This is a genomic window from Ochrobactrum sp. BTU2, from assembly GCF_024539785.1.
Lineage (GTDB): Bacteria > Pseudomonadota > Alphaproteobacteria > Rhizobiales > Rhizobiaceae > Brucella > Brucella anthropi.
The window spans coordinates 34,040-55,935 of record NZ_JAHWRG010000003.1 but is presented as its reverse complement, the minus strand read 5'-3'; the positions used below and the strand labels follow the sequence as shown (position 1 = coordinate 55,935).

Genomic DNA, 21,896 nt, shown 5'->3' with positions numbered 1-21,896 from the left:
AGGACAATTCGATGTTCGATACAAGGACCGCCGATACATCGCTTTCGATGACGCACTACGTCGATATCTGCAAGGCGGTGAAGCCCGCCGTGTCGCCGGACGGTGAACTTCTGGTCTATCTCAGCGATGAAAGCGGTACGGCACAGGTTTGGGCGCGCTCGCTTGCAGGTGGCAAGCCACGCCAGCTCACCAATCTGCCGGAACCGGTCGGCAATCTTGCCTTCAATCCCAAGAACCGTGATCTGCTGATCACCACAGACTGGGGTGGCGACGAACGTCACCAGCTGTGGCTGATCGAAGACGCCGAAGGTGAGCCGCGCCTCCTCACCACCGATACTACGGTGGTGCACGCCTGGGGCTGCTGGTCGCCGGATGGCACCCAGATCGCCTATAGCGCTAATTATCGCGACCGTTCGCACATGGATATTCATGTGATGACCGTTGCAACGGGCGAGACGAAATGCGTCTACGAGGGTATCGGCTGGCGCAGCCCGGCAGCTTTTGCGCCCGATGGCAAGTCGCTTCTGGTCAATGATTGCCAGCGTGCCATGACGGATCAGGACTTCTGCCGCCTCGACCTCGAAACAGGTGCCTATGAAAACATTCTGCCGCATGAAGGCCGGGCGCACTATCAGGCACCGAAATTCTTCAAGGATGGCTCCGGTATTCTGTTGATTGCCGATCAGGAACGCGAGTATCTCTCGGTCATGGTCAAGCCGCATAACGCGGCATCGCTGACCGAACTCGCCGCTTTTGAAGGGCAGGATGTTGAAGCGCTCGCAATCTCACCTGATCAAAACAGGATAGCACTCGTCCTGAACCGTCAGGGCTGGAATGATTTGGTTCTGATCGGTCGCGACGGAGCGGTGCTGAAACAGCTAGAGATGCCGGTTGTCGGGGTCGTTGCTTCGATTGCATGGACGCCCGATGGCATGTCGTTGATCATGCCTGTGGAAGGTGCAGCGACGTCGGGCGATATCTGGCGCTGCGATGTTGAAAGCCGTGTTTTTACACGCCTGACAGATGCGCCGAAAGCCAAGGTGAAATTGCCGGCCTTTCTGGAACCAACGGTAACGAGCGTTGCAAGTTTCGACGGTCTGGACGTTCCATATTTCGTCTACAAGCCGGAGCGTGCACCGGGTCGTGATGGTTATCCAGTTATGATCATTGTGCATGGCGGTCCTGAAGCCCAGTGGAAACCGGATTTCCGGGCGGACATCCAGTACATGCTGGCACGGGGCATCATGGTCATCGCGCCGAATATTCGCGGCAGCACCGGTTATGGCCGCGACTACCAGCATCTCGACGATCGTGAACTACGCATGGACAGCGTCGCCGATCTCAAAGCGGTGCGCATGGCGGTCGCGACACGCGGTGATGTGGATGAAAGCCGTATTGGCGTGTTTGGCCGGTCTTATGGCGGATTCATGGTCCTCTCGGCCATGACGGAATATCCCGACCTGTGGAAGCTTGGTGTCGAATATTACGGGATCGCCAATTTTCTCACTCTGCTGCAGACAACGGGACCGTGGCGCAAGGAACTGCGCGCCATCGAATATGGTGATGCCGAAACCATGCGGGATGAGCTGGAGCGGTTCTCGCCCATCAATCGCATAGGCAATATCGCCGCGCCATTGATGATCGCGCATGGTCTGGAAGACCCGCGTGTCACGCCGTGCGAAAGCGAGATGGTTTATTCGTGCCTGCGCGGCCTCGGCAAACCGATCGAATATCTGCGTGTACCGCATGAGGGCCATGGCTTCGCGCGTATCGAAAATCGGCGCCGCGTGTTTGGCGCGCTGGCCCGTTTCATTGACGAGAATCTTTAAGAGCATTGTTGGGAGAGAACACCGTGAAGAATGGTGAAGATATCTGGGATCTGGTGGACGCGAAGAAGGCTGATTTTGAAGCCTTGAGTGACCGCGTCTGGGGCATGCCGGAGATCGCTTATACCGAATATAAGTCCTGTGCCGAGCATACTGCAATGTTGAAGGAACAGGGGTTTCGTATTGCCGAGAACGTAGCGGGCATTCCCACCGCCGTGATGGGTGAAGCCGGGGATGGTGGACCGGTCATCGCAATCTTGGGTGAATACGATGCCCTTCCGGGCCTCAGCCAGGAAGCGGGTATTGCGGAACCCCGTCCGATCCCTGGTACGGGACATGGCCATGGTTGCGGCCACAATCTTCTGGGTTCCGCCGCCATTTTGGCTGCGACGGCGGTTAAGGACTGGCTGGAACAGACCGGCAAGAAGGGACGTGTACGCTATTACGGTTGTCCGGCGGAAGAAGGTGGGGCGGCGAAGTCGTTCATGGCGCGTGCTGGCGCTTTCGATGATGTCGACATTGCCATCTGCTGGCATCCGGCTTCGTTCACCCAGGTAGACGACGCGCAGTCGCTCGCCAATACGCGCATGGATTTCGAGTTTACCGGACGGGCCTCCCACGCCGCCGCGGCACCGCATCTGGGGCGCTCGGCTCTGGATGCGGTGGAGCTGATGAGCGTCGGTTGCAATTATTTGCGTGAACACATCCCTTCTGATTGCCGTCTTCACTATGCCTATCTCAATGCGGGCGGTATCGCGCCGAATGTCGTTCAAGCCAAAGCCAAGGTGCGCTACGCCATCCGGGCAACCGATCTTCCGGGTATGTTCGCTCTCAACGACCGGGTGAAGAAGGTTGCAGAAGGCGCTGCGATGATGACGGAAACGACCGTCAACATCTCCATTATGAGCGCGGTGTCGAACCTGCTCGGTAATACGCCGCTGGAAATCGCGATGCATTCGAACATGGAACGTCTGGGCGGTGTGCCGTTTGACGATGTGGATCGTGCCTTCGCAGCCAAGATTCAGGCAACACTTTCGAAGGAAGACATTGAAACCGATTATCTGCGCGTCGGCCAGCCATTGGCGGAAAACGAGCCGCTATGCAACTACGTCTTGCCGCGCGAACAGAAGGGTGTGCCGATGATCGGTTCCACTGATCTGGGCGATGTAAGCTGGGTCGTCCCGACCGTTCAGGCTCGCGTGGCAACACATGCGATCGGCTCGCCCGGTCATTCGTGGCAGATCACCGCACAAGGCAAGATGCCAGCCGCGCATAAGGGCATGGTCTACGCCGCCAAGGTGATGGCGGGCACTGCGCTTGATGTTCTTCAGAACGAGAAAACCCTGAACGACGCCAAGGCTGATCACAAGGCTCGTACGGCAAAGACGCCCTATACCTGCCCGATCCCGTCAGACGTCAATCCGCCGCTCCAACCGCGTCCAGCAGACTGACTGGCTGAATAATTGCATTTCGTGCCACGCGGGCTCGCGCGGCACCTTTCGAAAATGCTCAACCATAAAAGGGGATAATAATGCAAAAACAAAAGACAACCATCTTGCGCCGTACCACAGCACTCGCACTTGTCGCCGGTATGAGTGCTGCGACGTTCCCTGCTGAGGCCGCGTCGCCACCGAACGCGCTTGTCATGGCGTGGAACATCGACGCTATCAGCACTTTTGACCCAGCACAGATCGGTGAGGCGGCTACCAACGAGATCATCCAGAATATCTGCGACCCCATGGTTGATTTCGATCCGACTGACGAGACCAAGATCGTGCCGCAACTCGCCAAAAGCTGGGACGTCTCGCAGGACGGTCTGCAGATCACGTTCCACATGCGCGATGACCTGAAGTTTGACAATGGCGACAAGGCGACGGCGGGCGATATGGCCTGGTCGCTCCAGCGCGCAGTCAAGCTGGGTTTTGGCAATGCCGCGACGTTGACAGAATATGGTTTCACCAAGGACAATGTGGACCATACCATCTTGGCACCTGACGACGACACGGTCGTTTTCAAGCTGGACAAGCCTTATCCGGTCAACCTCATTCTGGCAGCGATCGCTGCCAACCGGGTTGCCAGCCTTCTTAATCAGAAGGTGTTGATGGAGAACCAGGTCGATAATGACATGGGCAACAAATATCTGGCCACTCGGTCAGAATGCGTCGGCCCCTACAAGTTGATGCGGTGGAACCCCGCCGAAGTGGTTATCCTTCAGGCGACCGACAATTACTGGGGAGAAGCGCCGAAGCTCAAACAGGTACTGATCCGCCATGTTTCAGAAGCGGGAACTCAACGGCTTCTGCTTGAAAAAGGTGACATAGACATTGCTCGCGATCTGACGCCGGAGGACCTGCGCGATCTCGAAGCCCAGGATAAGGTGACCGCTTCACGCTCGCTAAAGCCTTCGCTGTTCTATTGGAATTTCAACAATGCCGATCCGATCTTCGCCAATGAAAAGGTGCGCCTCGCAATGCGCTATCTCATTGATTACGAGGGCCTCGGCAAGACGGTCATCAACAATGTCGGCGTGCCGCGTGCGAGCTTCGTGCAGTTAGGTGCTTTCGGTGCACTGGATGAGAAGGAAGGGCAGCCCTTCAAACTCGATGTGGAAAAGGCTCGTGAACTGCTGAAGGAAGCCGGTTACGAGAAGGGCTTCGAGACGACGATGTTTATCAGTACTGCGCCTTATGCGGCTCCGATTGCCCAGAGCATTCAGGATGCCGCCGCCAAGGTCGGCGTGAAGATCAAGATCGAACGCATGGCCAACGCGCAATTGTTCAGCCGCATTCGCGGTCGTGAGTTCCAGACGTCGCTGATGGGCTGGCAGACCACCGTTCCGGACGCGCATGGCAATGCTTCGCGTCAGATTTTCAATCCTGATAACCGGGCTGAGGCCAAGCAGACCATGTATCCGAGCTGGCGCGCGAGCTATTTCAATGAAGCGGTCAACAAGGAGGTCGACACGGCTTTGTTCGAGAAGGACGAGGCCAAACGCAAACAGATGTATATCGATCTGCAGAAGGAGATGATGGAGAAGGGGCCGCACGCCTTCATTTTCCAGATCTATAATGTCGCTGGCGTTAACAAGGCTATGAAGAACTGGAGCTGGAACGGCTTCCGCGTCTACTACGATCTGGCCGCGAAATAGCGAGAATAGCGTTCCCGGTGGCTTCCTCACAGTCGCCGGGCGTTCTTCGCTTCGATGGATGACCGTGTGACCGCTTGTGGCTCGCAGTGCGATCCTGGCCCGGCATCCCGTTTTTCTCTTTCGGGAATTTGCAGATGACGACGCACGAAATCATGGACGACGTGGAGGAGGTGGACCGCGACAGGGAAGCCGGTCCGGTGCTTCAGTTTCTCGCCGCCACAGTGCGCCTGATCATTTCAGTGGCGATTACGCTTCTGGGATTGGTCACACTGACCTTTTTCATCAGCCGCCTTTTGCCGCTCGATCCGGTTATTGCCATGCTGGGGGACAATGTTTCCCAAGAAGCCTATGACACGATGTATCGTAAGTTGGGTCTCGACCAGCCGTTGATCGTGCAATACGGCCTATACCTCAAGAATGCGCTTATGTTCGATTTTGGCAACGCGCTGACTTCCGGTCGTCCGGTACTGGAAGATATTGCACGCGTCTTCCCAGCCACCATCGAACTGGCGACCGTGGCTATCGTCATCGGCACCACGCTTGGTATTCCGCTTGGTGTTTTCTCTGCCATGTATCGCAATTCGCCGCTGGACCATGTCGTGCGTATGGTCAGTTTGCTTGGCTATTCTACGCCGAACTTCTGGCTCGGTCTGATGGCACTGCTGATCTTCTATGCCACGTTGGGTTGGATCGGTGGGCCGGGGCGGATCGACTTCATCTACGAATATTCCGTCGAACCGACGACCGGCTTCTTGCTTCTCGACAGCGCAATGCAGGGGCAGTGGGATGCATTTTGGAACGCTATAAGCCATATCATCATGCCGGCCCTGATCCTCGCGTTTGGCTCAATGGCTTACATCAGCCGCATGACGCGTGGCTTCATGATCGAGCAGCTCAATCAGGAATATATTATCACTGCGCGCGTCAAGGGGTTGTCCTGGGCGCGTACCGTTTGGGGTCATGCATTCCGCAATGTTGCGGTTCAGGTCGTGACGGTGGTGGCGTTGTCCTATGCGTTCCTGCTGGAAGGTGCGGTGCTGACCGAAACGGTGTTCGCATGGCCGGGCTTTGGGCGCTATCTCACCAATGCGCTTCTGGCGGGTGACATGAACGCGGTGGTCGGCTGCACGCTGATTGTCGGCATCCTGTTTGTTGGTATCAACCTGATCAGCGATCTTCTGTATCGCGTTTTTGATCCTCGCACACGATAGGACACTGCCGATGAACACCCACACCAGCACATCGTCGGCCCAAACTTCCAATTCTCTGCGGGGTTGGCTGACTGCCCCCGTGCCTACTTCTGCCTTTCAGGCCAATATCCAGCAGTTACGCCGTTCCTGGTTCAAGCTGATGGCCAATACGTCCGCCGTGTTCGGTCTGGCCGTAATCGTGCTTTTGGTACTGGTAGCTATTTTTGCGCCTCTCATCGCGACGCACGACATTGGTGCCAACAATCTCGCTAACCGGCTTCAACCACCGTCATGGGGGCATTTCTTTGGTACGGACGAACTGGGGCGCGATATTTTCAGCCGCCTTGTCTATGGCTCGCGCATCACGCTTTACATCGTGACGCTGACTGCTGTCATCGCTGCGCCTATTGGTCTCGTCGTTGGCACCACCGCAGGCTATATGGGCGGCTGGGTTGATACGGCACTGATGCGTATTGTCGATATCTTTCTTGCTTTTCCTAGTCTCGTGCTCGCGCTGTCCTTTGCTGCAGCGCTTGGGCCAGGCATCGAAAATGCCGTTATCGCCATTTCGCTCGCCGCATGGCCACCGATAGCCCGTCTTGCACGTGCCGAAACACTGACCATCCGCTCGTCTGACTATGTGGCCGCCATTCGTCTGCAGGGGGCTTCCACGATGCGGGTAATTACGAAACATGTCGTGCCGATGTGCATTCCGTCGGTGGTGATCCGCATTACGCTCAACATGTCTTCGATCATTCTGACGGCCGCCGGCCTTGGCTTTCTCGGTCTTGGCGCACAGCCGCCAAGCCCGGAATGGGGCGCGATGCTTTCCAGTGGTCGCGAATTCATGATGACCTCGTGGTGGCTTGCTGCTGTACCCGGCACTGCAATCTTGATCGCGAGCCTCGCCTTCAACTTGTTCGGCGACGGTTTGCGCGACGTTCTCGACCCCAGAAACGGATAAGATCGATGACAAAACCATTGCTTGAAGTTGACGATCTGTGGGTGTCGTTTCCCGGCGTTGACCGCAATATCGATGTCGTTCGTGGTATCAGTTTTTCCATTGGTCGTGAAAAGGTTGGCATTGTAGGCGAATCCGGCTCCGGCAAATCGATGACTGGGCGCTCGATCCTCAAGCTGACACCAAAGGCGGCACAAATCCGCGCCAAGAGCCTGCGTTTCGGTGAGATAGACCTGCTGTCGGCCAGCGAACGTCAGATGCGCGGTGTACGTGGCAACCGCATTTCGATGATCCTTCAGGACCCGAAATATTCGCTCAACCCGCTGATCCGTATCGGTGATCAAATCATGGAGGCCTATCGGCTACACCATCGGGTGAAATCGGCGGCGGCACGACAGAAGACAATTGCCATGCTGGAGGCCGTGCATATACGCGATCCCGAGCGTGTCATGCGTCTGTTCCCGCATGAGATTTCCGGTGGCATGGGCCAGCGTGTGATGATCGCCATGATGCTGATCCCTGAACCGGACATGATTATTGCTGACGAACCGACCTCCGCGCTCGACGTGACTGTGCGGCGTCAGGTTTTGACTGTGCTCGATGAATTGGTCAGCCGTTCAGGCACTGGGTTGATGTTCATCAGCCATGACCTCAACCTGGTGGCGGACTTCTGCGACCGGGTACTGGTTATGTATGCGGGGCGCATCATGGAAGATCTGCCGGCCAAGGACCTGCACAAGGCGCGTCATCCCTACACTCAGGCGCTTCTGGCAAGTCTTCCTCGGCTGGATCAGCCGGTCGATATGCTGAAGGTGCCCGAACGCGACAAAAGCTGGCTCACCGAGCCGACGCTGGTGGGAGAAAACTCATGACACATGCCGCCAACTCTCCATTTGTGGATGTCTCGGACCTTTCCATCAGCTTCGGCAAAGGGCGCAAGCGCGCCACTGTCGTCAGGAAGGTAAAGTTTCATATCGAGCGCGGCGCGGCCTATGGCCTGATCGGTGAATCCGGTTGTGGCAAATCCACGATCCTGCGCGCTCTCGCAGGCCTCATCCCGCACCATCAAGGCAACTTCGTTTTTGATGAACAGAAGATGGGCGGCGAGCGCGACAAAGCGTTTTTCCGTCGTGTGCAGATGGTGTTTCAGGACCCCTATGCTTCGCTGCACCCGCGCAAGCAGGTGCACAAGGTGTTGGCGGAATCGCTTGCCATTCACGACATGGATCGCAAAGACGAGCGTATTCGTGACGTATTGCAAGCGGTCGGTCTCGGCCCAAGTTTCCTTTATCGCTATCCGCATGAATTGTCCGGTGGTCAGCGTCAGCGCGTCGCAATAGCGCGTGCGCTTATCATCGAGCCGGATGTGCTGCTTCTCGATGAACCGACATCCGCGCTTGATGTTTCCGTGCAGGCGGAAATTCTCAATCTGCTCAAGGTACTGCGCCGCGAGCGCAATCTCACCTATCTCATGGTTTCGCACGACCTCGCCGTAGTGGCGCATATCTGCGAGCGTGTCGGGGTCATGCACAAGGGCATCATTCTGGAAGAACTGACGGCAGACGATCTTCGTCATTTGCGTGCCAAGGCTGAATATACGCAGGAATTCCTGCAGGCCAGCGTGGAAGCCGTCGCACATAATCAGGCTGGGGAAATACGGGTATGAACTATCATTCGGCGGCTAATCCGGGACAGGAATGGGAACGTTTGAAGAGTCCTGCCGCGGCGGGTTGGTCGGAAGCTGGACTTCGTGCTGTTGATACTTGCGCGTACCAACAGGAAACCGATGCGTTGATAATCGTCCAAGGTAACAAGATCGTTCACACATATGGTGACATCACACACAAATATCTCTGCCATTCCATTCGCAAGAGCATCCTTGCCGCACTGATGGGGCAGGATGTGGTCGATGGCACCATTGATCTTAGCCTGACGCTGGAACAGCTAGGTATTGATGACAATGAAGGCTTGAGTGAAGTCGAGAAGCAGGCGACGGTTTATGATCTCCTGACCGCGCGTTCCGGCGTCTATCATCCCGCGGGCTACGAGACGCCATGGATGCGGATGATCAAGGAAAAGCGCCACTCCCATGCGCCGGGTACCTTCTGGTGTTACAACAACTGGGATTTCAATGTGCTCGGCACTATTTTCGAGCAGTTGACCAGCAAGACCGTACCCCAAGCTTTCGATGAGCGTATCGCAAAACCGCTCGGGCTTGAAGATTTCAGACTGGATGGTGACAAGCCGGATGGCTGGCATGATCGCTTTACGGAAAGCCGGCACGCCGCCTACCCGTTCCGTCTGTCCACACGTGATCTGGCCCGCTTCGGCCAGCTTTATCTGCGCAATGGCCGCTGGAATGGTGCATCCGTTCTACCTGATGGGTGGGCGCAGGAATGTGTGATGCCTTACTCTCATGCTGGTGCACGTGGCGCTTATGGCTATATGTGGTGGCTGGAGCGAGACGGTGTGTTCTTCCCCGGTGTGGTGACACCGAAAGGCAGCTATGCAGGCTTCGGTGCAGGTGGCCATTTCTGCGTTGTCTTGCCTGCCCTTGACATGGTGATCGTGCATCGCGTGGATACTGACATTGCTGGGCGCCAGCTCAATCGACACAAGTTCGGGCGTCTTTTGAAGCTCATTCTCGACGCATTTCAGGGGTGAAATCATGCCGCGGGAGGAAATGACGGTCGCACTCGCGATAGCTTCAGCATGCGCAAAGCCAGTGTTGAGCACCAATGCGCGGGAACTGGCGCGTGACGCCATTTTAGATACCTTGGCCTGTATGGTGGCAGGCCGCGACGACGTCAGCACGCAAAGCGTTGTGAAAGCCTTTGCAGAATTCAGCGCTGGTGGAACTGCTTTGTCGGTTGCGGGAGGAACAGGCAGCCCGATGTTCGCTGCGCTGGTCAATGGTACAGCAGCACATGCGCTCGATTTCGACGATAATTTTCTGCCCGGCATGAGCCATGCTTCGGCGGTGATCGTGCCTGCTATCCTGGCGTTGGCCGATCTAGATGAAACCGCAGGGGGGCGTCTGATCGACGCCTATCTGGCAGGACTGCAGGCGCAGGCGCTGGTAGGCAACGGCCTGGGACAGGCACATTACACAGCTGGCTGGCATGGCACCTCAACGGTGGGGAGTATTGGCACTGCTGTCGCCACGGCTCAAATGCTTGGTCTCGACATCCAGGCGACCGCACAGGCGATTACTATCGCTGCCAGTTTCGCATCCGGCACGAAAGGTCAGTTCGGCACGCTGATCAAGCCGTTTCATGCGGGCATGGCCGCGCGCAATGCTGTTGAGGCTGCATTGCTCGCAAAAGCTGGAATGGAGGCACGGCCCGATATTCTGGAAGGGGAGCAAGGTATTCGTGAGCTATTCGCTGGTGACCCACGTCTCAGCTGGAATATCGAAGATATCCTCATCGACAAGGCGCATGTGATTGAAACGGCCGGTGTCATGCCGAAACGGCACCCTTGCTGTGGGTCCACCCATATGATCGTCGACTCATTGCTTGATCTTAAGGAAGAGCACGGGTTTGATGCCGAGGATGTTGTGGCTGTAGACTCTTTGGTCGGGATCGCGAATTATCGCAATCTCGCATATACGCAGCCGACCGACCAGATGCAGGCACGCTTCTCAATGCAATATTGCGTCGCACGCGCCTTGCGGCAGGGCTATCTTACACTTGCAGATTTCACCCCAGAGGCTGTGGTTGCTTTCCGGGACGATCCACTGCTCGATGTTATCGCCATGCGAAGTTATTCGATAGAGGAAGAACGGGTATCAGCGGAAAAGCTGCCGCATGTCGCAACCGTTACACTGAAAAACGGACGTGTTTTGCAGGCGTCGCGCAGCTTCGCTGTTGGTACTCTGCAGCAACCTTTCAATGCCGATGATCGGACGCGGAAATTTCTGGATTGTTGTGCGGCGATTCCGGTCGCAGATAAGATCTATTTGGATTTGCGCGGTCTTGACGATGCAGAGAACCTGAAAGCTGTTGCGGCACTTTTCACGCGGCCTTGATGTTTTAACTCGGCGCAAGACTTCCGGCGTTGTGGCCACTTTTCTGGGAAACCAGTTGTGAGGCGCGGCGCCAGAAGAGTTCCGCCTGTTTGTTCCTGAATTGGGGTGTTCGGTAAACACGGATTTCGATCAACAGATCGGTGTTTGTTTCACTGGCGCGGACCAGCACGCCGCGCTTCAATTCATCGTCGACAAGGCTTTCCGGTATCCATGCAACACCGTGTCCGGAGACCGCCATTGCCTTGAGCGCAACAGACATTCCGTTTTCGTAAACCGTGTTCAATTCGAAACCATGTTTCTCAAACAGCCAGGGCAGAGCGAGAGAAAAGAACGAGTTGCCACGATAGCTGAGGAAGTCGATCGGTAGCGACTTTTCCTTCAGGCTATGCAGGGCCTGTCCATTCGGCGCAGGAGCGGATACAGGGATGACCCTCTCGGTGCCCAGTGCCAAAAACGGATAACCGCCAAGATCGTCCATCTGCGGAACAGCCGGATGCGCATAAGTCAGGAAGAAGTCGCAATGCCCGCTGACGAGTGTGGAGATATTACCGACGAACGATGAATGCGGATCGGCAAAACGGGCGCGGAATGAAGCCCCAGAAGCTTCAATCTGTGCCATCCAATGCGGGAAGAATGTGAGCGACAGCGTGTTGAGTGTTGCGAAAGAAATGATTTCCCACGTTGCGCTGTAGCCGTCGCTGACACTCTTGCGAGCACTGAGCAGCATTTCGAGAGCATCTTGTGCCCGCGGAAGAAAGCATTCTCCTGCCTTTGTCAGGCATATCGGGTTGGATGAGCGATCGATTAGTGGCAGACCAACCCAGTCTTCCAGTTGCTTGATGCGCTTACTGAGAGCGGACTGCGTGATATTGCGGTCACCTGCAGCACGGGAGTAGCTCCTGTGTTCCGCGAGGCTGACGAAATCTTCCAGCCATTTTAGTTCCATAGTCTGTACCAATGCATCGGATAAGCGAAAATGATCCCGCCCTGATTTATAACGCGATCCGGCTCCATTGAGTTAGAACCCATCCGATGTTTTCGATCAAACGATAATCTGACTGATAGTGATAAACAGATAGAACTACCCACCTGATTGCCTTTACATCGAGTCGCGTACGCGCTCCCATGCCTTGGTCAAATGGCGTCCCAATACTTCAGACAGTCGGGTTGCGTCGCGGGCTTCCAGCGCCTCGATCATTTCTTGGTGCTCAGATACAGCCGCCGCCCATTTCTCGGCGCCTTCGTGGCCGACGAAACGGATCCGCTTCAATCTCGTCTGCAGCATCTGGTGAATGTCAGCCAGCGTGGGGTTCTTGGCAAGATGAACGATGGCAAGATGAATCTGCTGGTTCAGTTTGTAATATTGCAGTCGGTCAGCATGCTTGTAGCGTTCGATCATTTCATCGTGCAGCGAACGAACCTCGGCGATTTCCTTGTCGGTCGCAAGCTCGCAGGCGAGTTTCCCAGCAAGTTCTTCCAGAGTACGCAGGACGGTGAGCATGTCCCTGACATCAGCTGCACTGAACCGTTTCACAATAGCGCCGCGGCTTGGAACAAGCTCGACGAGTCCCTCGCTGGCCAGATATTTGATCGCCTCACGCAACGGTGTCCGGGACACACCGAGTTGTTCTCCGAGCTGGCCTTCATGCAGGCGCGTGCCGGGTTCCAGCTGCCCTTCGATAATCATGTCGCGCAGATGGTTGACGAGCATATCGTGCAAGGCCGTGCGGCGGAACGCTTGTGAGCCGTTGTCGGCTTGCCCGGTTTTCTGAATTTCGTCCATCGGCCTTTTTCTCAAAGAGTGGTTTCGAATCCTCATCGCACCAATTGAGGCGAAGATGGCTGGCCCGCTTTCAACCGTCAACATAAAATGCTGCATACAGAATACAAAATGCTTGCGCCGTACGGAAGACCATCTTATGAATGCTGCATACAGAATGCAGACGAGGAGGATGCTAATGTCCGTTACTGGCGCTGAACCGAGCGTGATCGCGCTTGCAATGGGGGATCCAGCTGGTGTCAGTCCAGAGCTGACAGCCCGTCTGCTCGCTTTGCCGGATGTCAGAAAAGAAGCGCATATCATCGTCTTCGGTGATCGCCGCATTCTGGACGAAGGTGCGTATATCGCAGGTGTTAAGCTTGATTTGCAGGATGCCAACCTCGAAAATGCGCCTAACATGCCGGTCGGCAAACACGTCTTCGTTGACTTGAAGAATCTCGATCCGAAGGATGTTGTGCGTAGCGAAGCCACGCTGGTTGGCGGAACTTTCGCAACCCAGAACTTTCGTACCGCACTGAAATTTGCCGATGCTGGACATGCGCAGGCTGTTTGTTTTACGCCGTTCAACAAGCAGGCGATGCGGTTTGCCTATCCGGGTTACGACGACGAAATCCGCTTTGTTGCCGATGTGCTGAGCTTCACAGGCAAGGTGCGTGAGTTCAACGTTCTGGAGAAAGTCTGGAACGCGCGCGTGACGTCGCATATTCCGCTCAAGGATGTAGCCTCGACCCTGACTGTTGAAGGAATTCTCGCCGAGCTGGAACTGGCTTGGGTGTGCCTGAAGAAAGCGGGATACGACAATCCGAAGATTGCAGTGGCCGGGCTCAACCCACATGCCGGTGATGGTGGCAGCTTTGGCATGGAAGAAATCGACATTATCGAGCCTGCAGTAAGGGCAGCGAAGGCCAAGGGTTTCGACGTCGATGGCCCGTTCCCGGCTGACACAGTGTTCCTGCGTGCGCTGAAAGATGATTTTCAGGCGGTGCTGACCATGTATCACGATCAGGGTCAGATCGCGATGAAGCTGATGGGCTTCGACAAAGGTGTGACAATGATGGGCGGATTGCCATTCCCGCTTTGCACGCCGGCCCATGGAACAGCCTACGATATTGCTGGAAAGGGCATCGCCGACGTGGGAGCCACGCGCGAAGCGATCCTGCTCGCGGCACGAATGGCGAAAAGAGCAGCAGCACTTTCAGACGCTGCCTGATTTTCGTCATTTTGACACTATCGGCATGGGGGGAGGCCCATGCCGCTTAACTGGGAGGATAGACCATGAAGAAGTCTTTGCACATTGCCTGCCTGGCAGCAGGAGTGGCAATAATCGCATCATCCGCTCTGGCATTCGAGCCGACACGGCCGGTGGAGTTTGTCGTGACTGCAGGACCGGGCGGCGGCACGGATATTTTCGCGCGTACGATCCAGTCGATCATCGGCAAGTATGACCTGATGAGTGCGCCAATCGTCGTCACAAACAAGGGCAGCGCGGGCGGAGCAGAAGGTTTTGTCTACACTGCCGGCTATAAGGGCGATCCATACAAGCTCGCTTTCGGCACGAACAACGCCTATCTTTTGCCGGTGCGCGCAAAGGTTCCTTATAAATCGGCAGATCTGGTCCCAGTTTCGGCACTGGCTTCGGATGAATTCATTCTTTGGGTCAACGGAAAGTCTGAATTCAAGACAGCCGCAGAGTTCATCGCCAAGGCGAAAGATGATGCGGGCCTGAAGGTTGGCGGCAGCCAGTCCAAGGACGTTGACCAGATTTTGACATCCATGATCAACGATGCCACGGGCTCGAAACTCGGCTACATCCCGTTCAAAAGCGGTGGCGAAGCTGCCGTCCAGCTCGCGGGCGAGCACATTGCTGCCAACGTCAACAATCCCAGCGAGAATCTTGGCCAATGGCAGGCAGGCATGGTGAAGCCGCTTTGCGTCTTCAAGGGCGAAAAGCTCAAAGGTGACGGCAAGATTGCTGGCGATATGGGGTGGAGCGACATCCCAACCTGCAAGGAAGCGGGGATTACAATCGAAAATTACGCCATGCCGCGTACTGTATGGCTTCCTGCGGGCGTTGATCAGGACGTCGTTGATTACTATGCAGGCGTACTCAAGAAGGTTGCCGAAACACCTGAATGGGCGAAGTATCTTGCCGATAGTTCGCAATCTGCCGCCTATATGAGCGGTAATGAACTCTCATCCTTTATCAAGAACGATGAAACAGCGGTAACGGCCGTGCTGAAGCGTGAAGGCTGGCTTGCCAACTGACGTTTCGTGCATTTGTGCAGACGCCGCCGGCGTCTGCACCATTCATTGAAGGAGCTTATCCAATGAATGACAAAGGCGAGGCCGGAATTTCCCGCTTCATCGTCGAGGCGAGCGTAGCTCTTTTGACGGGTGGGTTGGGAGCGGTGGTCTGTTATGGCTCACTACAGGCTGGTATAGGCTGGACGGAAATGGGGCCGGATGCAGGTTATTTTCCGTTCTACATCGGGCTACTGATCATGTTCGGAAGCGCGGTCAATCTCGTTCTGGCATTTGTAAAACATCGTGGTAGTGGAGAAGTATTCGTTGAACTCTGTCGGTTGAAACCTGTTCTCGGTTTCGCCTTGCCGCTGGTTGCCTTCGCTGCCATATCGACGGTTCTCGGACTATATGTCGGTACCGCGCTCTATATCGCTGCAGCGATGATGTTTCAGGGGCGCTACAAGTGGAGGGCTTCATTGCCAGCGGGTATTGCCGTTTCCCTCTTCTTTTTCGTCATTTTTGAAATCGGCTTCAAGGTTCCGCTCCTTAAAGGTCCGGTGGAGGCTTTCTTCGGCATTTATTGATACCGGAAAGTCCGATGTCTTGGGAGGAAAGACATGGAAAACTTCAGTCTCCTGATGGATGGCTTTGCCCACATACTCAGTTTCAATCATGTTTTGCTGATGATGCTGGGTGTGACGCTTGGAATTCTGGTTGGTGTCCTGCCTGGATTGGGTGCGCCCAATGGTGTTTCCCTGCTTTTGCCACTGACTTTTACAATGGACCCCATCTCCGCGATCATTCTGTTGTCCTGTATGTATTGGGGGGCATTGTTCGGTGGATCAACCACGTCCATTCTTTTCAATATTCCGGGCGAGCCTTCGTCCGTTGCCACCACTTTCGATGGATATCCGATGGCGAAGGCCGGACATGCGAGCCGCGCCCTGACTCTGGCATTCGTTTCGGCTGGCATCGGCGCGCTGGCTGGTGTGGTGATGATTACACTGCTCTCTAGTTGGGTTGCCAATTTCGCCCTGCGATTTTCATCGCCAGAGTATTTCGCTGTTTATTTTCTGGCTTTTGCCAGCTTCATATCCATGGGCGCTCAATCGCCCTTCAAGACGCTCGTTTCCATGATGATCGGTTTTGCCTTTGCTTCGGTAGGCATGGACACGATCTCCGGCAATTTGCGCCTGACATTCGAAATACCGGAACTCATCAAGGGTATCTCCTTCCTGATTGCAGTGATGGGCCTGTTCGGGATCGGCGAACTGTTGCTGACGACGGAGGAGGGGCTGCGCTTTGATGGCATCAAGGCACGGGTGCGCCTCGGTGAGATCGGGCGCACGCTTCTTGAAATGCCACGCTACTGGTTCACGCTTGCACGCTCAACGCTGATCGGTATCTGGATGGGCATAACGCCCGCCGGGCCAACGGCTGCATCCTTTATGAGCTATGGCGTGGCTCGTCGTTCCGCCCGCGATAAATCGAAGTTCGGCAAGGGAGACCCGCGCGGTATCGTGGCTCCGGAAACCGCTGACCATTCTGCCGGTACATCTGCGCTTCTCCCCATGCTGGCACTTGGTGTTCCGGGTTCGGCTACCGCTGCCGTGATGATGGGTGGCCTGATGATCTGGGGTCTCACTCCTGGCCCGACATTGTTCACGGATCGCCCGGATTTTGTTTGGGGCCTGATTGCATCCATGTATCTCGGTAATATCGTCGCCGTTATTCTGGTCATTGCGACCGTGCCGCTCTACGCATCTATTCTGCGCGTGCCGTTCTCGATCATCGGACCGATCATTGTTGCGGTCATTTTCTCCGGCGCTTATCAGGTCGCCAACTCGATAACCGACGTCTGGCTGGTGATCGCATTTGGCGTGCTGGGCTATATCTTCAAGAAACTCGACTATCCGCTGGCACCGTTGGTTCTCGCCATGGTTCTCGGAGACAAGGCAGAAGATGCATTCCGCCAGTCGATGATGATGTCCAGCGGTCAGCTTTCGATATTCTGGTCGAATGGCCTGGTTGCATCGTTGATGACGCTCGGCGTCTTCCTGCTTGTTTCACCCGCCATCTTCTGGGGCATTGGCAAACTGCGGAACCGGAAACCCGAAATTCCCTCCGGTAACGGCAACGTGGCCTGATGTCGATGGATCACGCAAAAGAACAGGAATGTAAGTTGCAACAGACGACTTCCAAATGGACACGCGAAACCTGGCCAATTGCAGCAGCGATGATCCAGTATCCCAACATGCTGCCGGATGGCAGTTCGGTGCAGGATCAGTCGGCAGAAGATTGGGTTCGCACTTTGTCCGATGTTGCGGATGCAGGGTTTACCGAACTCGATCCAACTGACAGCTGGCTGCGACTGGCTGACTTGTCATCCGTCCGTCTCAGTGAATTTATGGCGGTCGTCAAATCGCTCGGCTTTACTATTCCTGCAATTTCGACGTCGCGACGCAGCGTGATCGACGCACAACACGGCGACGAATATCTGGCTTATGGTCACAGGGTTATCGACACCGCTAAGGAAATTGGCGCGAGCTGCGTTTCCTTCGGGCTTTTCGAACCGCTGACGGACGTTCAAAAACAGGCATTGTGGTTCTGGACGGTCGATGGTGCTAAGAACCCGGACGATCCGGTTGTGTGGAACAAGGCTGTTGAGCGAATTCGTGAACTCGGCCGCCATGCGGAGGAGCTTGATATAGAGCTGTCGCTTGAAATGTACGAGGATACCTATCTCGGCACTGCGGACAGCTCGGTCCGTTTTGTCGAGGACGTGGGGCTCGACAATGTCGGGATCAATGCCGATCTAGGTAATCTCATCCGTCTGCACCGTCCGGTCGAACATTGGCAGAAGATGATGGAGAAGGTAGCGCCTTACGCAAAGTTCTGGCACGTCAAGAATTACACCCGTACGGAAGACCCAGCATCCGGTGTGACCGTCACGCATCCAGCTCCCCTTGAAAGCGGGATCATCAACTATCGTACGGCTATCAGGATGGCGCTGGATCACGGTTTTGCCAGCCCCTTCTTATGCGAACATTATGGTGGCGACGGGCTCTCCGTTTCGGCTACAAATCGTGACTACCTGCGCCGCATCCTGCCACGCGGCTAATGACCCAGACCAAGGACTGTTTCAATGACGACGATTTTCGACGCGCCGGAGGAGTTTGCCTCGACCGCTCTTGCCGGGTTTGCCAATATCTATAACCGCTATGTTCGCCACGTGCGTGGCGGCGTTGTTCGTTCCACAAAGGTGCCTCAAGGCAAAGTTGCTGTGGTTGTCGGAGGTGGCTCGGGTCATTACCCGGCATTTGCTGGTTACGTCGGGCCGGGCTTCGCGGATGCAGCAGTTGCTGGTGACGTATTTGCTTCGCCTTCCACTGCGGCAGTGGCGCGCGTTTGCCGACAGGCGCACAAGGGCGGCGGTATTCTGCTGGGATTTGGCAATTACGCCGGAGACGTTCTTAATTTCGGTGTTGCCGCCGAACGTCTGCGTGCCGAAGGTATTGATGTCCGCATCGTACCCGTAACCGACGATGTGGCTAGCGCTCCGGCGGATATGCATGAAAAGCGACGCGGCATTGCTGGCGATCTGGTTGTGTTCAAGATTGCGGGTGCGGCTGCCGAAGCCGGTCTGTCACTGGACGAAGTCGAACGGCTGTCACGCCACGCGAACGCGAACACTGTCTCCTTCGGCGTTGCCTTCAAAGGCTGCACCTTGCCGGGCGCGTCGCACCCGCTCTTTACCGTACCGGAAGGCCAGATGGCGCTTGGTCTCGGCATTCACGGCGAACCGGGGATCAAGGAGGAGGCGATCCTGCCTGCCTCCGGTCTGGCAAGCCTGCTGGTGGAGAAACTTCTTGCGGAACGTCCAAAAGGAACGCAAAAAGTTGGCGTTATCCTGAATGGCCTCGGTGCGACCAAATACGAAGAACTGTTTGTCCTGTGGACGGCGATCGCGTCGCTGCTGGAAAAAGCTGGTCTTGACGTTGTCGCTCCGGAAGCGGGTGAATTTGTCACCAGCCTAGATATGCAAGGTTGTTCACTGACCCTTCTTTGGCTCGATGACGAACTCGAGCGCTACTGGACAGCAGCTTGCGATACTCCGGTTCTACGTCGCGGCGAAGCGATTGCAGTCGAGCCTGCAAACAATGTCATTGCCAACGAGGATGCAGCCCCCGATTTCGCTAAGGCGGATGAAGCCGGGCGTGCTGGTGGCGTTTGCATTCAGGGAATTTTGCACGCCGTCGCAGACGTGTTGGTCGAGGCTGAAGAAGAACTGGGCCGCATCGATGCCTTCGCCGGCGACGGTGATCACGGTCAGGGCATGCGACGCGGCTCTGCAGCTGCAAAAGATTCAGCTGATCAGGCCGTCAAGGCTGGGGCCGGGACCGCAAGCGTATTGGCTGTTGCAGGCGATGCCTGGGCAGATCGGGCGGGAGGAACATCCGGAGCACTGTGGGGACTTCTGTTGCGCTCGTGGAGTGCGGAGCTCTCCGATAATGGCAACATTGATGATGGTGCAGTCGTTCGCGGTGGCAGGCGCGCGCTTGATGCCGTAACAACCCTCGGCCGCGCGAAACCCGGCGACAAGACATTGGTGGATGCGTTTGTGCCTTTCGTGGAAACGCTCGAAAACGCATTTGCATCGGGCAAACCACTTGCTGATGCATGGAAACAAGCCGCTGAAGTCGCCAAGGTGGCTGCGGAAGCGACAGCTCCACTTACTCCGAAACTCGGTCGGGCAAGACCGTTGGCAGAAAAGAGCATTGGCCATCCCGACGCGGGCGCCATTTCACTGGCTCTGGTCGCAGAAATCGTCGGCAAGAAACTGAAAAGCTGAATTGTCAATCAGGCGGGCTGGTTCGAAGCCGGCCCACCTGACAGGCATTAAATGATTGTCTAAATAGCAATCAGGACGGGAGGATCTGGTAGAAATTATCAAGTTTTCCCGGCTTTGAGTGGGCTACCAGCATGACCAGTTTTTCCTGATCGAACACGCGAAACCAGTCTTCCCATTCCACGACCTCAAGACCGCCAGCATCCAAGGGTCGTTCGACATCGGCGACGAATTCCGGTTCGAAAACAATTCGCAAAACGGGCACTGCATCGGGGTCTATGGAAGTGCTGACAAAAGCCGGGTTTCCATTGCGAGCGGCCACCCAGTCCCGAATGGCTTCATGCGTATCAAGGGTGATCGTTTCACTCATCGGGAGCATTCCTCTGGTTGCTATCATTAAGGACATCTTTGGCTCGGCTGGCAGATGAGTCAAATGCAAGCTTTCGTAATGTGCCATGATATTCAGATAGGCCCGCTCAGGTTTCTGAAAAGACACTGCTCCGTTCACTTTCTTCATGAATCTGCAATCGGGGTAAAATCTTTCAGTCCATCCTGTTGACGACGGCTGTGCGTTCATTCATGTCGTAAACCGACTATCTGCTGTTACAGCCTGGAAATCCCCAAAATGACTGAACGTCTCTCTCTCGCACGCGACCGCATCAATGTTCTTCTACTGGAGGGCATCAATCAAACGGCCGTCGATTACTTCAAAGCCTCCGGTTACACCAATGTCACGCATCTGCCGAAGGCGCTGGATAAAGCCGATCTGATTGAAGCGATTTCGTCTGCACATATCGTCGGAATTCGTTCGCGGACGCAGCTGACTGAAGAGATTTTTGCTGCGGCTAACCGCCTGATCGCAGTCGGTTGCTTCTCGGTTGGGACTAATCAGGTTGAGCTGAAAGCTGCACGCAAGCGCGGCATTCCGGTCTTCAATGCACCATTTTCGAATACCCGTTCGGTCGCAGAACTGGTGATTGGCGAAATCATCATGCTGATGCGCCGGATTTTCCCACGCTCCGTCTCCGCACATGCAGGCGGTTGGGACAAAACGGCAAACGGCAGCCGCGAAGTGCGCGGCAAGACGCTTGGTATTATCGGTTATGGCAATATCGGTTCGCAGGTCGGCAATCTGGCCGAAAGCCTCGGCATGACTGTGCGCTACTTCGATACTTCCGACAAGCTGCAATATGGCAATGTCAAACCGGCTGCGAGCCTCGATGAGCTGCTGAAGATTTCGGATGTCGTCAGCCTGCACGTGCCGTCCAACAAGTCGACTTCGAAGCTGATTACCGAAGCGAAACTGCGCAAGATGAAGAAGGGAGCCTTTCTCATCAACAATGCGCGCGGTACGGTTGTCGATCTGGAGGCTCTGGCGAAGGTTCTGCAGGAAGGTCACCTTGCAGGCGCTGCCATTGACGTGTTCCCGGTTGAACCAGCCTCCAACAACGACAGGTTTGTCTCCCCGATTCAGGGGCTGGAGAACGTCATTCTCACACCGCACATCGGCGGATCGACAGAAGAAGCGCAGGAACGTATCGGTTTGGAAGTCACCAGAAAACTGGTCGAATATTCCGATGTCGGTTCCACGCTGGGCGCTGTCAACTTCCCGCAAGTCCAACTGCCGCCGCGTCCCACGGGTACGCGCTTCATGCACGTGCATGAAAACCGCCCGGGCATCCTCAACAGCCTCGTGAATGTTTTCTCGACGCATAACATCAACATCGCCAGTCAGTTTCTGCAAACCGATGGCGAAGTGGGTTATCTTGTGATGGAAGCAGACGGCGTCGGTGAGGCCAGCGAAACGGTTTTGCAAGCCATTCGCGAAATTCCCGGCACAATCCGGGCCCGTTTGCTCTATTGAGTGT

General features: G+C 55.7%; 19 protein-coding genes. 16 read left to right on the top strand and 3 right to left on the bottom strand.

Translation table 11 applies throughout. The features are described 5' to 3' along the window. Positions 1-11: 11 nt before the first annotated feature. The 9 genes from KWJ32_RS09325 to KWJ32_RS09285 all read left to right on the top strand — a co-directional run bounded on the left by KWJ32_RS09325 (position 12) and on the right by KWJ32_RS09285 (position 11,155). Positions 12-1,829, top strand: a complete 1,818-nt coding sequence (locus KWJ32_RS09325) for a S9 family peptidase (protein ID WP_125335710.1) — start codon at positions 12-14, stop codon at positions 1,827-1,829. A gap of 23 nt (positions 1,830-1,852) precedes the next feature. Then, positions 1,853-3,277, top strand: coding sequence for a M20 family metallopeptidase (locus KWJ32_RS09320; RefSeq protein WP_012092532.1), 1,425 nt, complete (start codon positions 1,853-1,855; stop codon positions 3,275-3,277). An 80-nt stretch (positions 3,278-3,357) separates the two neighbouring features. Continuing rightward, entirely contained in the window at positions 3,358-4,974 is a 1,617-nt protein-coding gene (locus tag KWJ32_RS09315; RefSeq protein ID WP_125335712.1) for an ABC transporter substrate-binding protein, read from the top strand. A gap of 152 nt (positions 4,975-5,126) precedes the next feature. Then, a complete protein-coding gene (locus KWJ32_RS09310; RefSeq protein ID WP_049768450.1) occupies positions 5,127-6,185 on the top strand; it encodes an ABC transporter permease in 1,059 nt (352 codons plus the stop codon). A 10-nt stretch (positions 6,186-6,195) separates the two neighbouring features. After that, complete coding sequence (gene nikC / locus KWJ32_RS09305) at positions 6,196-7,128, top strand: nickel transporter permease (protein WP_012092535.1); 933 nt, start codon at positions 6,196-6,198, stop codon at positions 7,126-7,128. A gap of 5 nt (positions 7,129-7,133) precedes the next feature. Further along, a complete protein-coding gene (locus tag KWJ32_RS09300) occupies positions 7,134-7,997 on the top strand; it encodes an ABC transporter ATP-binding protein (RefSeq protein WP_012092536.1) in 864 nt (287 codons plus the stop codon). Then, entirely contained in the window at positions 7,994-8,791 is a 798-nt protein-coding gene (locus KWJ32_RS09295) for an ABC transporter ATP-binding protein (RefSeq protein WP_012092537.1), read from the top strand. Before KWJ32_RS09300 ends, KWJ32_RS09295 begins: the two co-directional genes overlap by 4 nt. After that, positions 8,788-9,789, top strand: coding sequence for a serine hydrolase (locus KWJ32_RS09290; protein WP_012092538.1), 1,002 nt, complete (start codon positions 8,788-8,790; stop codon positions 9,787-9,789). The genes KWJ32_RS09295 and KWJ32_RS09290 overlap by 4 nt, the downstream gene beginning before the upstream one ends. A gap of 4 nt (positions 9,790-9,793) precedes the next feature. Then, positions 9,794-11,155, top strand: a complete 1,362-nt coding sequence (locus KWJ32_RS09285; protein WP_151610524.1) for an MmgE/PrpD family protein — start codon at positions 9,794-9,796, stop codon at positions 11,153-11,155. A 4-nt stretch (positions 11,156-11,159) separates the two neighbouring features. Here KWJ32_RS09285 and KWJ32_RS09280 read toward each other — a convergent pair whose 3' ends face one another. Together KWJ32_RS09280 and KWJ32_RS09275 are read right to left on the bottom strand one after the other, a co-directional pair. After that, positions 11,160-12,101, bottom strand: coding sequence for a LysR family transcriptional regulator (locus tag KWJ32_RS09280; protein WP_151610525.1), 942 nt, complete (start codon positions 12,099-12,101; stop codon positions 11,160-11,162). A gap of 153 nt (positions 12,102-12,254) precedes the next feature. Then, a complete protein-coding gene (locus tag KWJ32_RS09275; protein WP_040128426.1) occupies positions 12,255-12,938 on the bottom strand; it encodes a GntR family transcriptional regulator in 684 nt (227 codons plus the stop codon). 175 nt (positions 12,939-13,113) lie between these two features. Between KWJ32_RS09275 and KWJ32_RS09270 the strand changes: the two genes are divergently transcribed. The 6 genes from KWJ32_RS09270 to KWJ32_RS09245 all read left to right on the top strand — a co-directional run bounded on the left by KWJ32_RS09270 (position 13,114) and on the right by KWJ32_RS09245 (position 20,031). Continuing rightward, positions 13,114-14,145, top strand: coding sequence for a 4-hydroxythreonine-4-phosphate dehydrogenase PdxA (locus KWJ32_RS09270; RefSeq protein WP_040128423.1), 1,032 nt, complete (start codon positions 13,114-13,116; stop codon positions 14,143-14,145). 65 nt (positions 14,146-14,210) lie between these two features. Next, the gene (locus KWJ32_RS09265) at positions 14,211-15,200 is read left to right on the top strand and encodes a tripartite tricarboxylate transporter substrate binding protein (RefSeq protein WP_010661730.1); all 990 of its coding nucleotides are present in this window, start codon (positions 14,211-14,213) and stop codon (positions 15,198-15,200) included. 62 nt (positions 15,201-15,262) lie between these two features. Continuing rightward, positions 15,263-15,763, top strand: a complete 501-nt coding sequence (locus KWJ32_RS09260; RefSeq protein WP_151610526.1) for a tripartite tricarboxylate transporter TctB family protein — start codon at positions 15,263-15,265, stop codon at positions 15,761-15,763. Between the two features lie 33 nt (positions 15,764-15,796). After that, positions 15,797-17,326 carry a tripartite tricarboxylate transporter permease gene (locus KWJ32_RS09255; RefSeq protein ID WP_012092544.1) on the top strand — a complete coding sequence of 510 codons (1,530 nt, stop codon included), beginning with the start codon at positions 15,797-15,799 and terminating at the stop codon, positions 17,324-17,326. Beyond that, positions 17,326-18,300, top strand: a complete 975-nt coding sequence (locus KWJ32_RS09250) for a sugar phosphate isomerase/epimerase family protein (RefSeq protein ID WP_012092545.1) — start codon at positions 17,326-17,328, stop codon at positions 18,298-18,300. Before KWJ32_RS09255 ends, KWJ32_RS09250 begins: the two co-directional genes overlap by 1 nt. Before the next feature lie 24 nt (positions 18,301-18,324). Then, positions 18,325-20,031, top strand: a complete 1,707-nt coding sequence (locus tag KWJ32_RS09245) for a dihydroxyacetone kinase family protein (RefSeq protein WP_012092546.1) — start codon at positions 18,325-18,327, stop codon at positions 20,029-20,031. A gap of 70 nt (positions 20,032-20,101) precedes the next feature. On the opposite strand, the gene KWJ32_RS09240 is transcribed toward KWJ32_RS09245, so the two are convergent. Further along, positions 20,102-20,398, bottom strand: coding sequence for a hypothetical protein (locus tag KWJ32_RS09240; RefSeq protein WP_010661735.1), 297 nt, complete (start codon positions 20,396-20,398; stop codon positions 20,102-20,104). A gap of 255 nt (positions 20,399-20,653) precedes the next feature. Between KWJ32_RS09240 and serA the strand changes: the two genes are divergently transcribed. Next, positions 20,654-21,892, top strand: coding sequence for a phosphoglycerate dehydrogenase (gene serA / locus KWJ32_RS09235; protein ID WP_012092547.1), 1,239 nt, complete (start codon positions 20,654-20,656; stop codon positions 21,890-21,892). Positions 21,893-21,896: the final 4 nt, after the last annotated feature.

Bases quoted from the DNA above. Each gene is read 5' to 3' on its own strand.
- KWJ32_RS09325 (WP_125335710.1), top strand. From the start codon at position 12: ATGTTCGATACAAGGACCGCCGATACATCGCTTTCGATGACGCACTAC.
- KWJ32_RS09315 (WP_125335712.1), top strand. From the start codon at position 3,358: ATGCAAAAACAAAAGACAACCATCTTGCGCCGTACCACAGCACTCGCA.
- KWJ32_RS09310 (WP_049768450.1), top strand. From the start codon at position 5,127: ATGGACGACGTGGAGGAGGTGGACCGCGACAGGGAAGCCGGTCCGGTG.
- nikC (WP_012092535.1), top strand. From the start codon at position 6,196: ATGAACACCCACACCAGCACATCGTCGGCCCAAACTTCCAATTCTCTG.
- KWJ32_RS09300 (WP_012092536.1), top strand. From the start codon at position 7,134: ATGACAAAACCATTGCTTGAAGTTGACGATCTGTGGGTGTCGTTTCCC.
- KWJ32_RS09295 (WP_012092537.1), top strand. From the start codon at position 7,994: ATGACACATGCCGCCAACTCTCCATTTGTGGATGTCTCGGACCTTTCC.
- KWJ32_RS09290 (WP_012092538.1), top strand. From the start codon at position 8,788: ATGAACTATCATTCGGCGGCTAATCCGGGACAGGAATGGGAACGTTTG.
- KWJ32_RS09285 (WP_151610524.1), top strand. From the start codon at position 9,794: ATGCCGCGGGAGGAAATGACGGTCGCACTCGCGATAGCTTCAGCATGC.
- KWJ32_RS09280 (WP_151610525.1), bottom strand. From the start codon at position 12,101: ATGGAACTAAAATGGCTGGAAGATTTCGTCAGCCTCGCGGAACACAGG.
- KWJ32_RS09275 (WP_040128426.1), bottom strand. From the start codon at position 12,938: ATGGACGAAATTCAGAAAACCGGGCAAGCCGACAACGGCTCACAAGCG.
- KWJ32_RS09270 (WP_040128423.1), top strand. From the start codon at position 13,114: ATGTCCGTTACTGGCGCTGAACCGAGCGTGATCGCGCTTGCAATGGGG.
- KWJ32_RS09265 (WP_010661730.1), top strand. From the start codon at position 14,211: ATGAAGAAGTCTTTGCACATTGCCTGCCTGGCAGCAGGAGTGGCAATA.
- KWJ32_RS09260 (WP_151610526.1), top strand. From the start codon at position 15,263: ATGAATGACAAAGGCGAGGCCGGAATTTCCCGCTTCATCGTCGAGGCG.
- KWJ32_RS09255 (WP_012092544.1), top strand. From the start codon at position 15,797: ATGGAAAACTTCAGTCTCCTGATGGATGGCTTTGCCCACATACTCAGT.
- KWJ32_RS09250 (WP_012092545.1), top strand. From the start codon at position 17,326: ATGTCGATGGATCACGCAAAAGAACAGGAATGTAAGTTGCAACAGACG.
- KWJ32_RS09245 (WP_012092546.1), top strand. From the start codon at position 18,325: ATGACGACGATTTTCGACGCGCCGGAGGAGTTTGCCTCGACCGCTCTT.
- KWJ32_RS09240 (WP_010661735.1), bottom strand. From the start codon at position 20,398: ATGAGTGAAACGATCACCCTTGATACGCATGAAGCCATTCGGGACTGG.
- serA (WP_012092547.1), top strand. From the start codon at position 20,654: ATGACTGAACGTCTCTCTCTCGCACGCGACCGCATCAATGTTCTTCTA.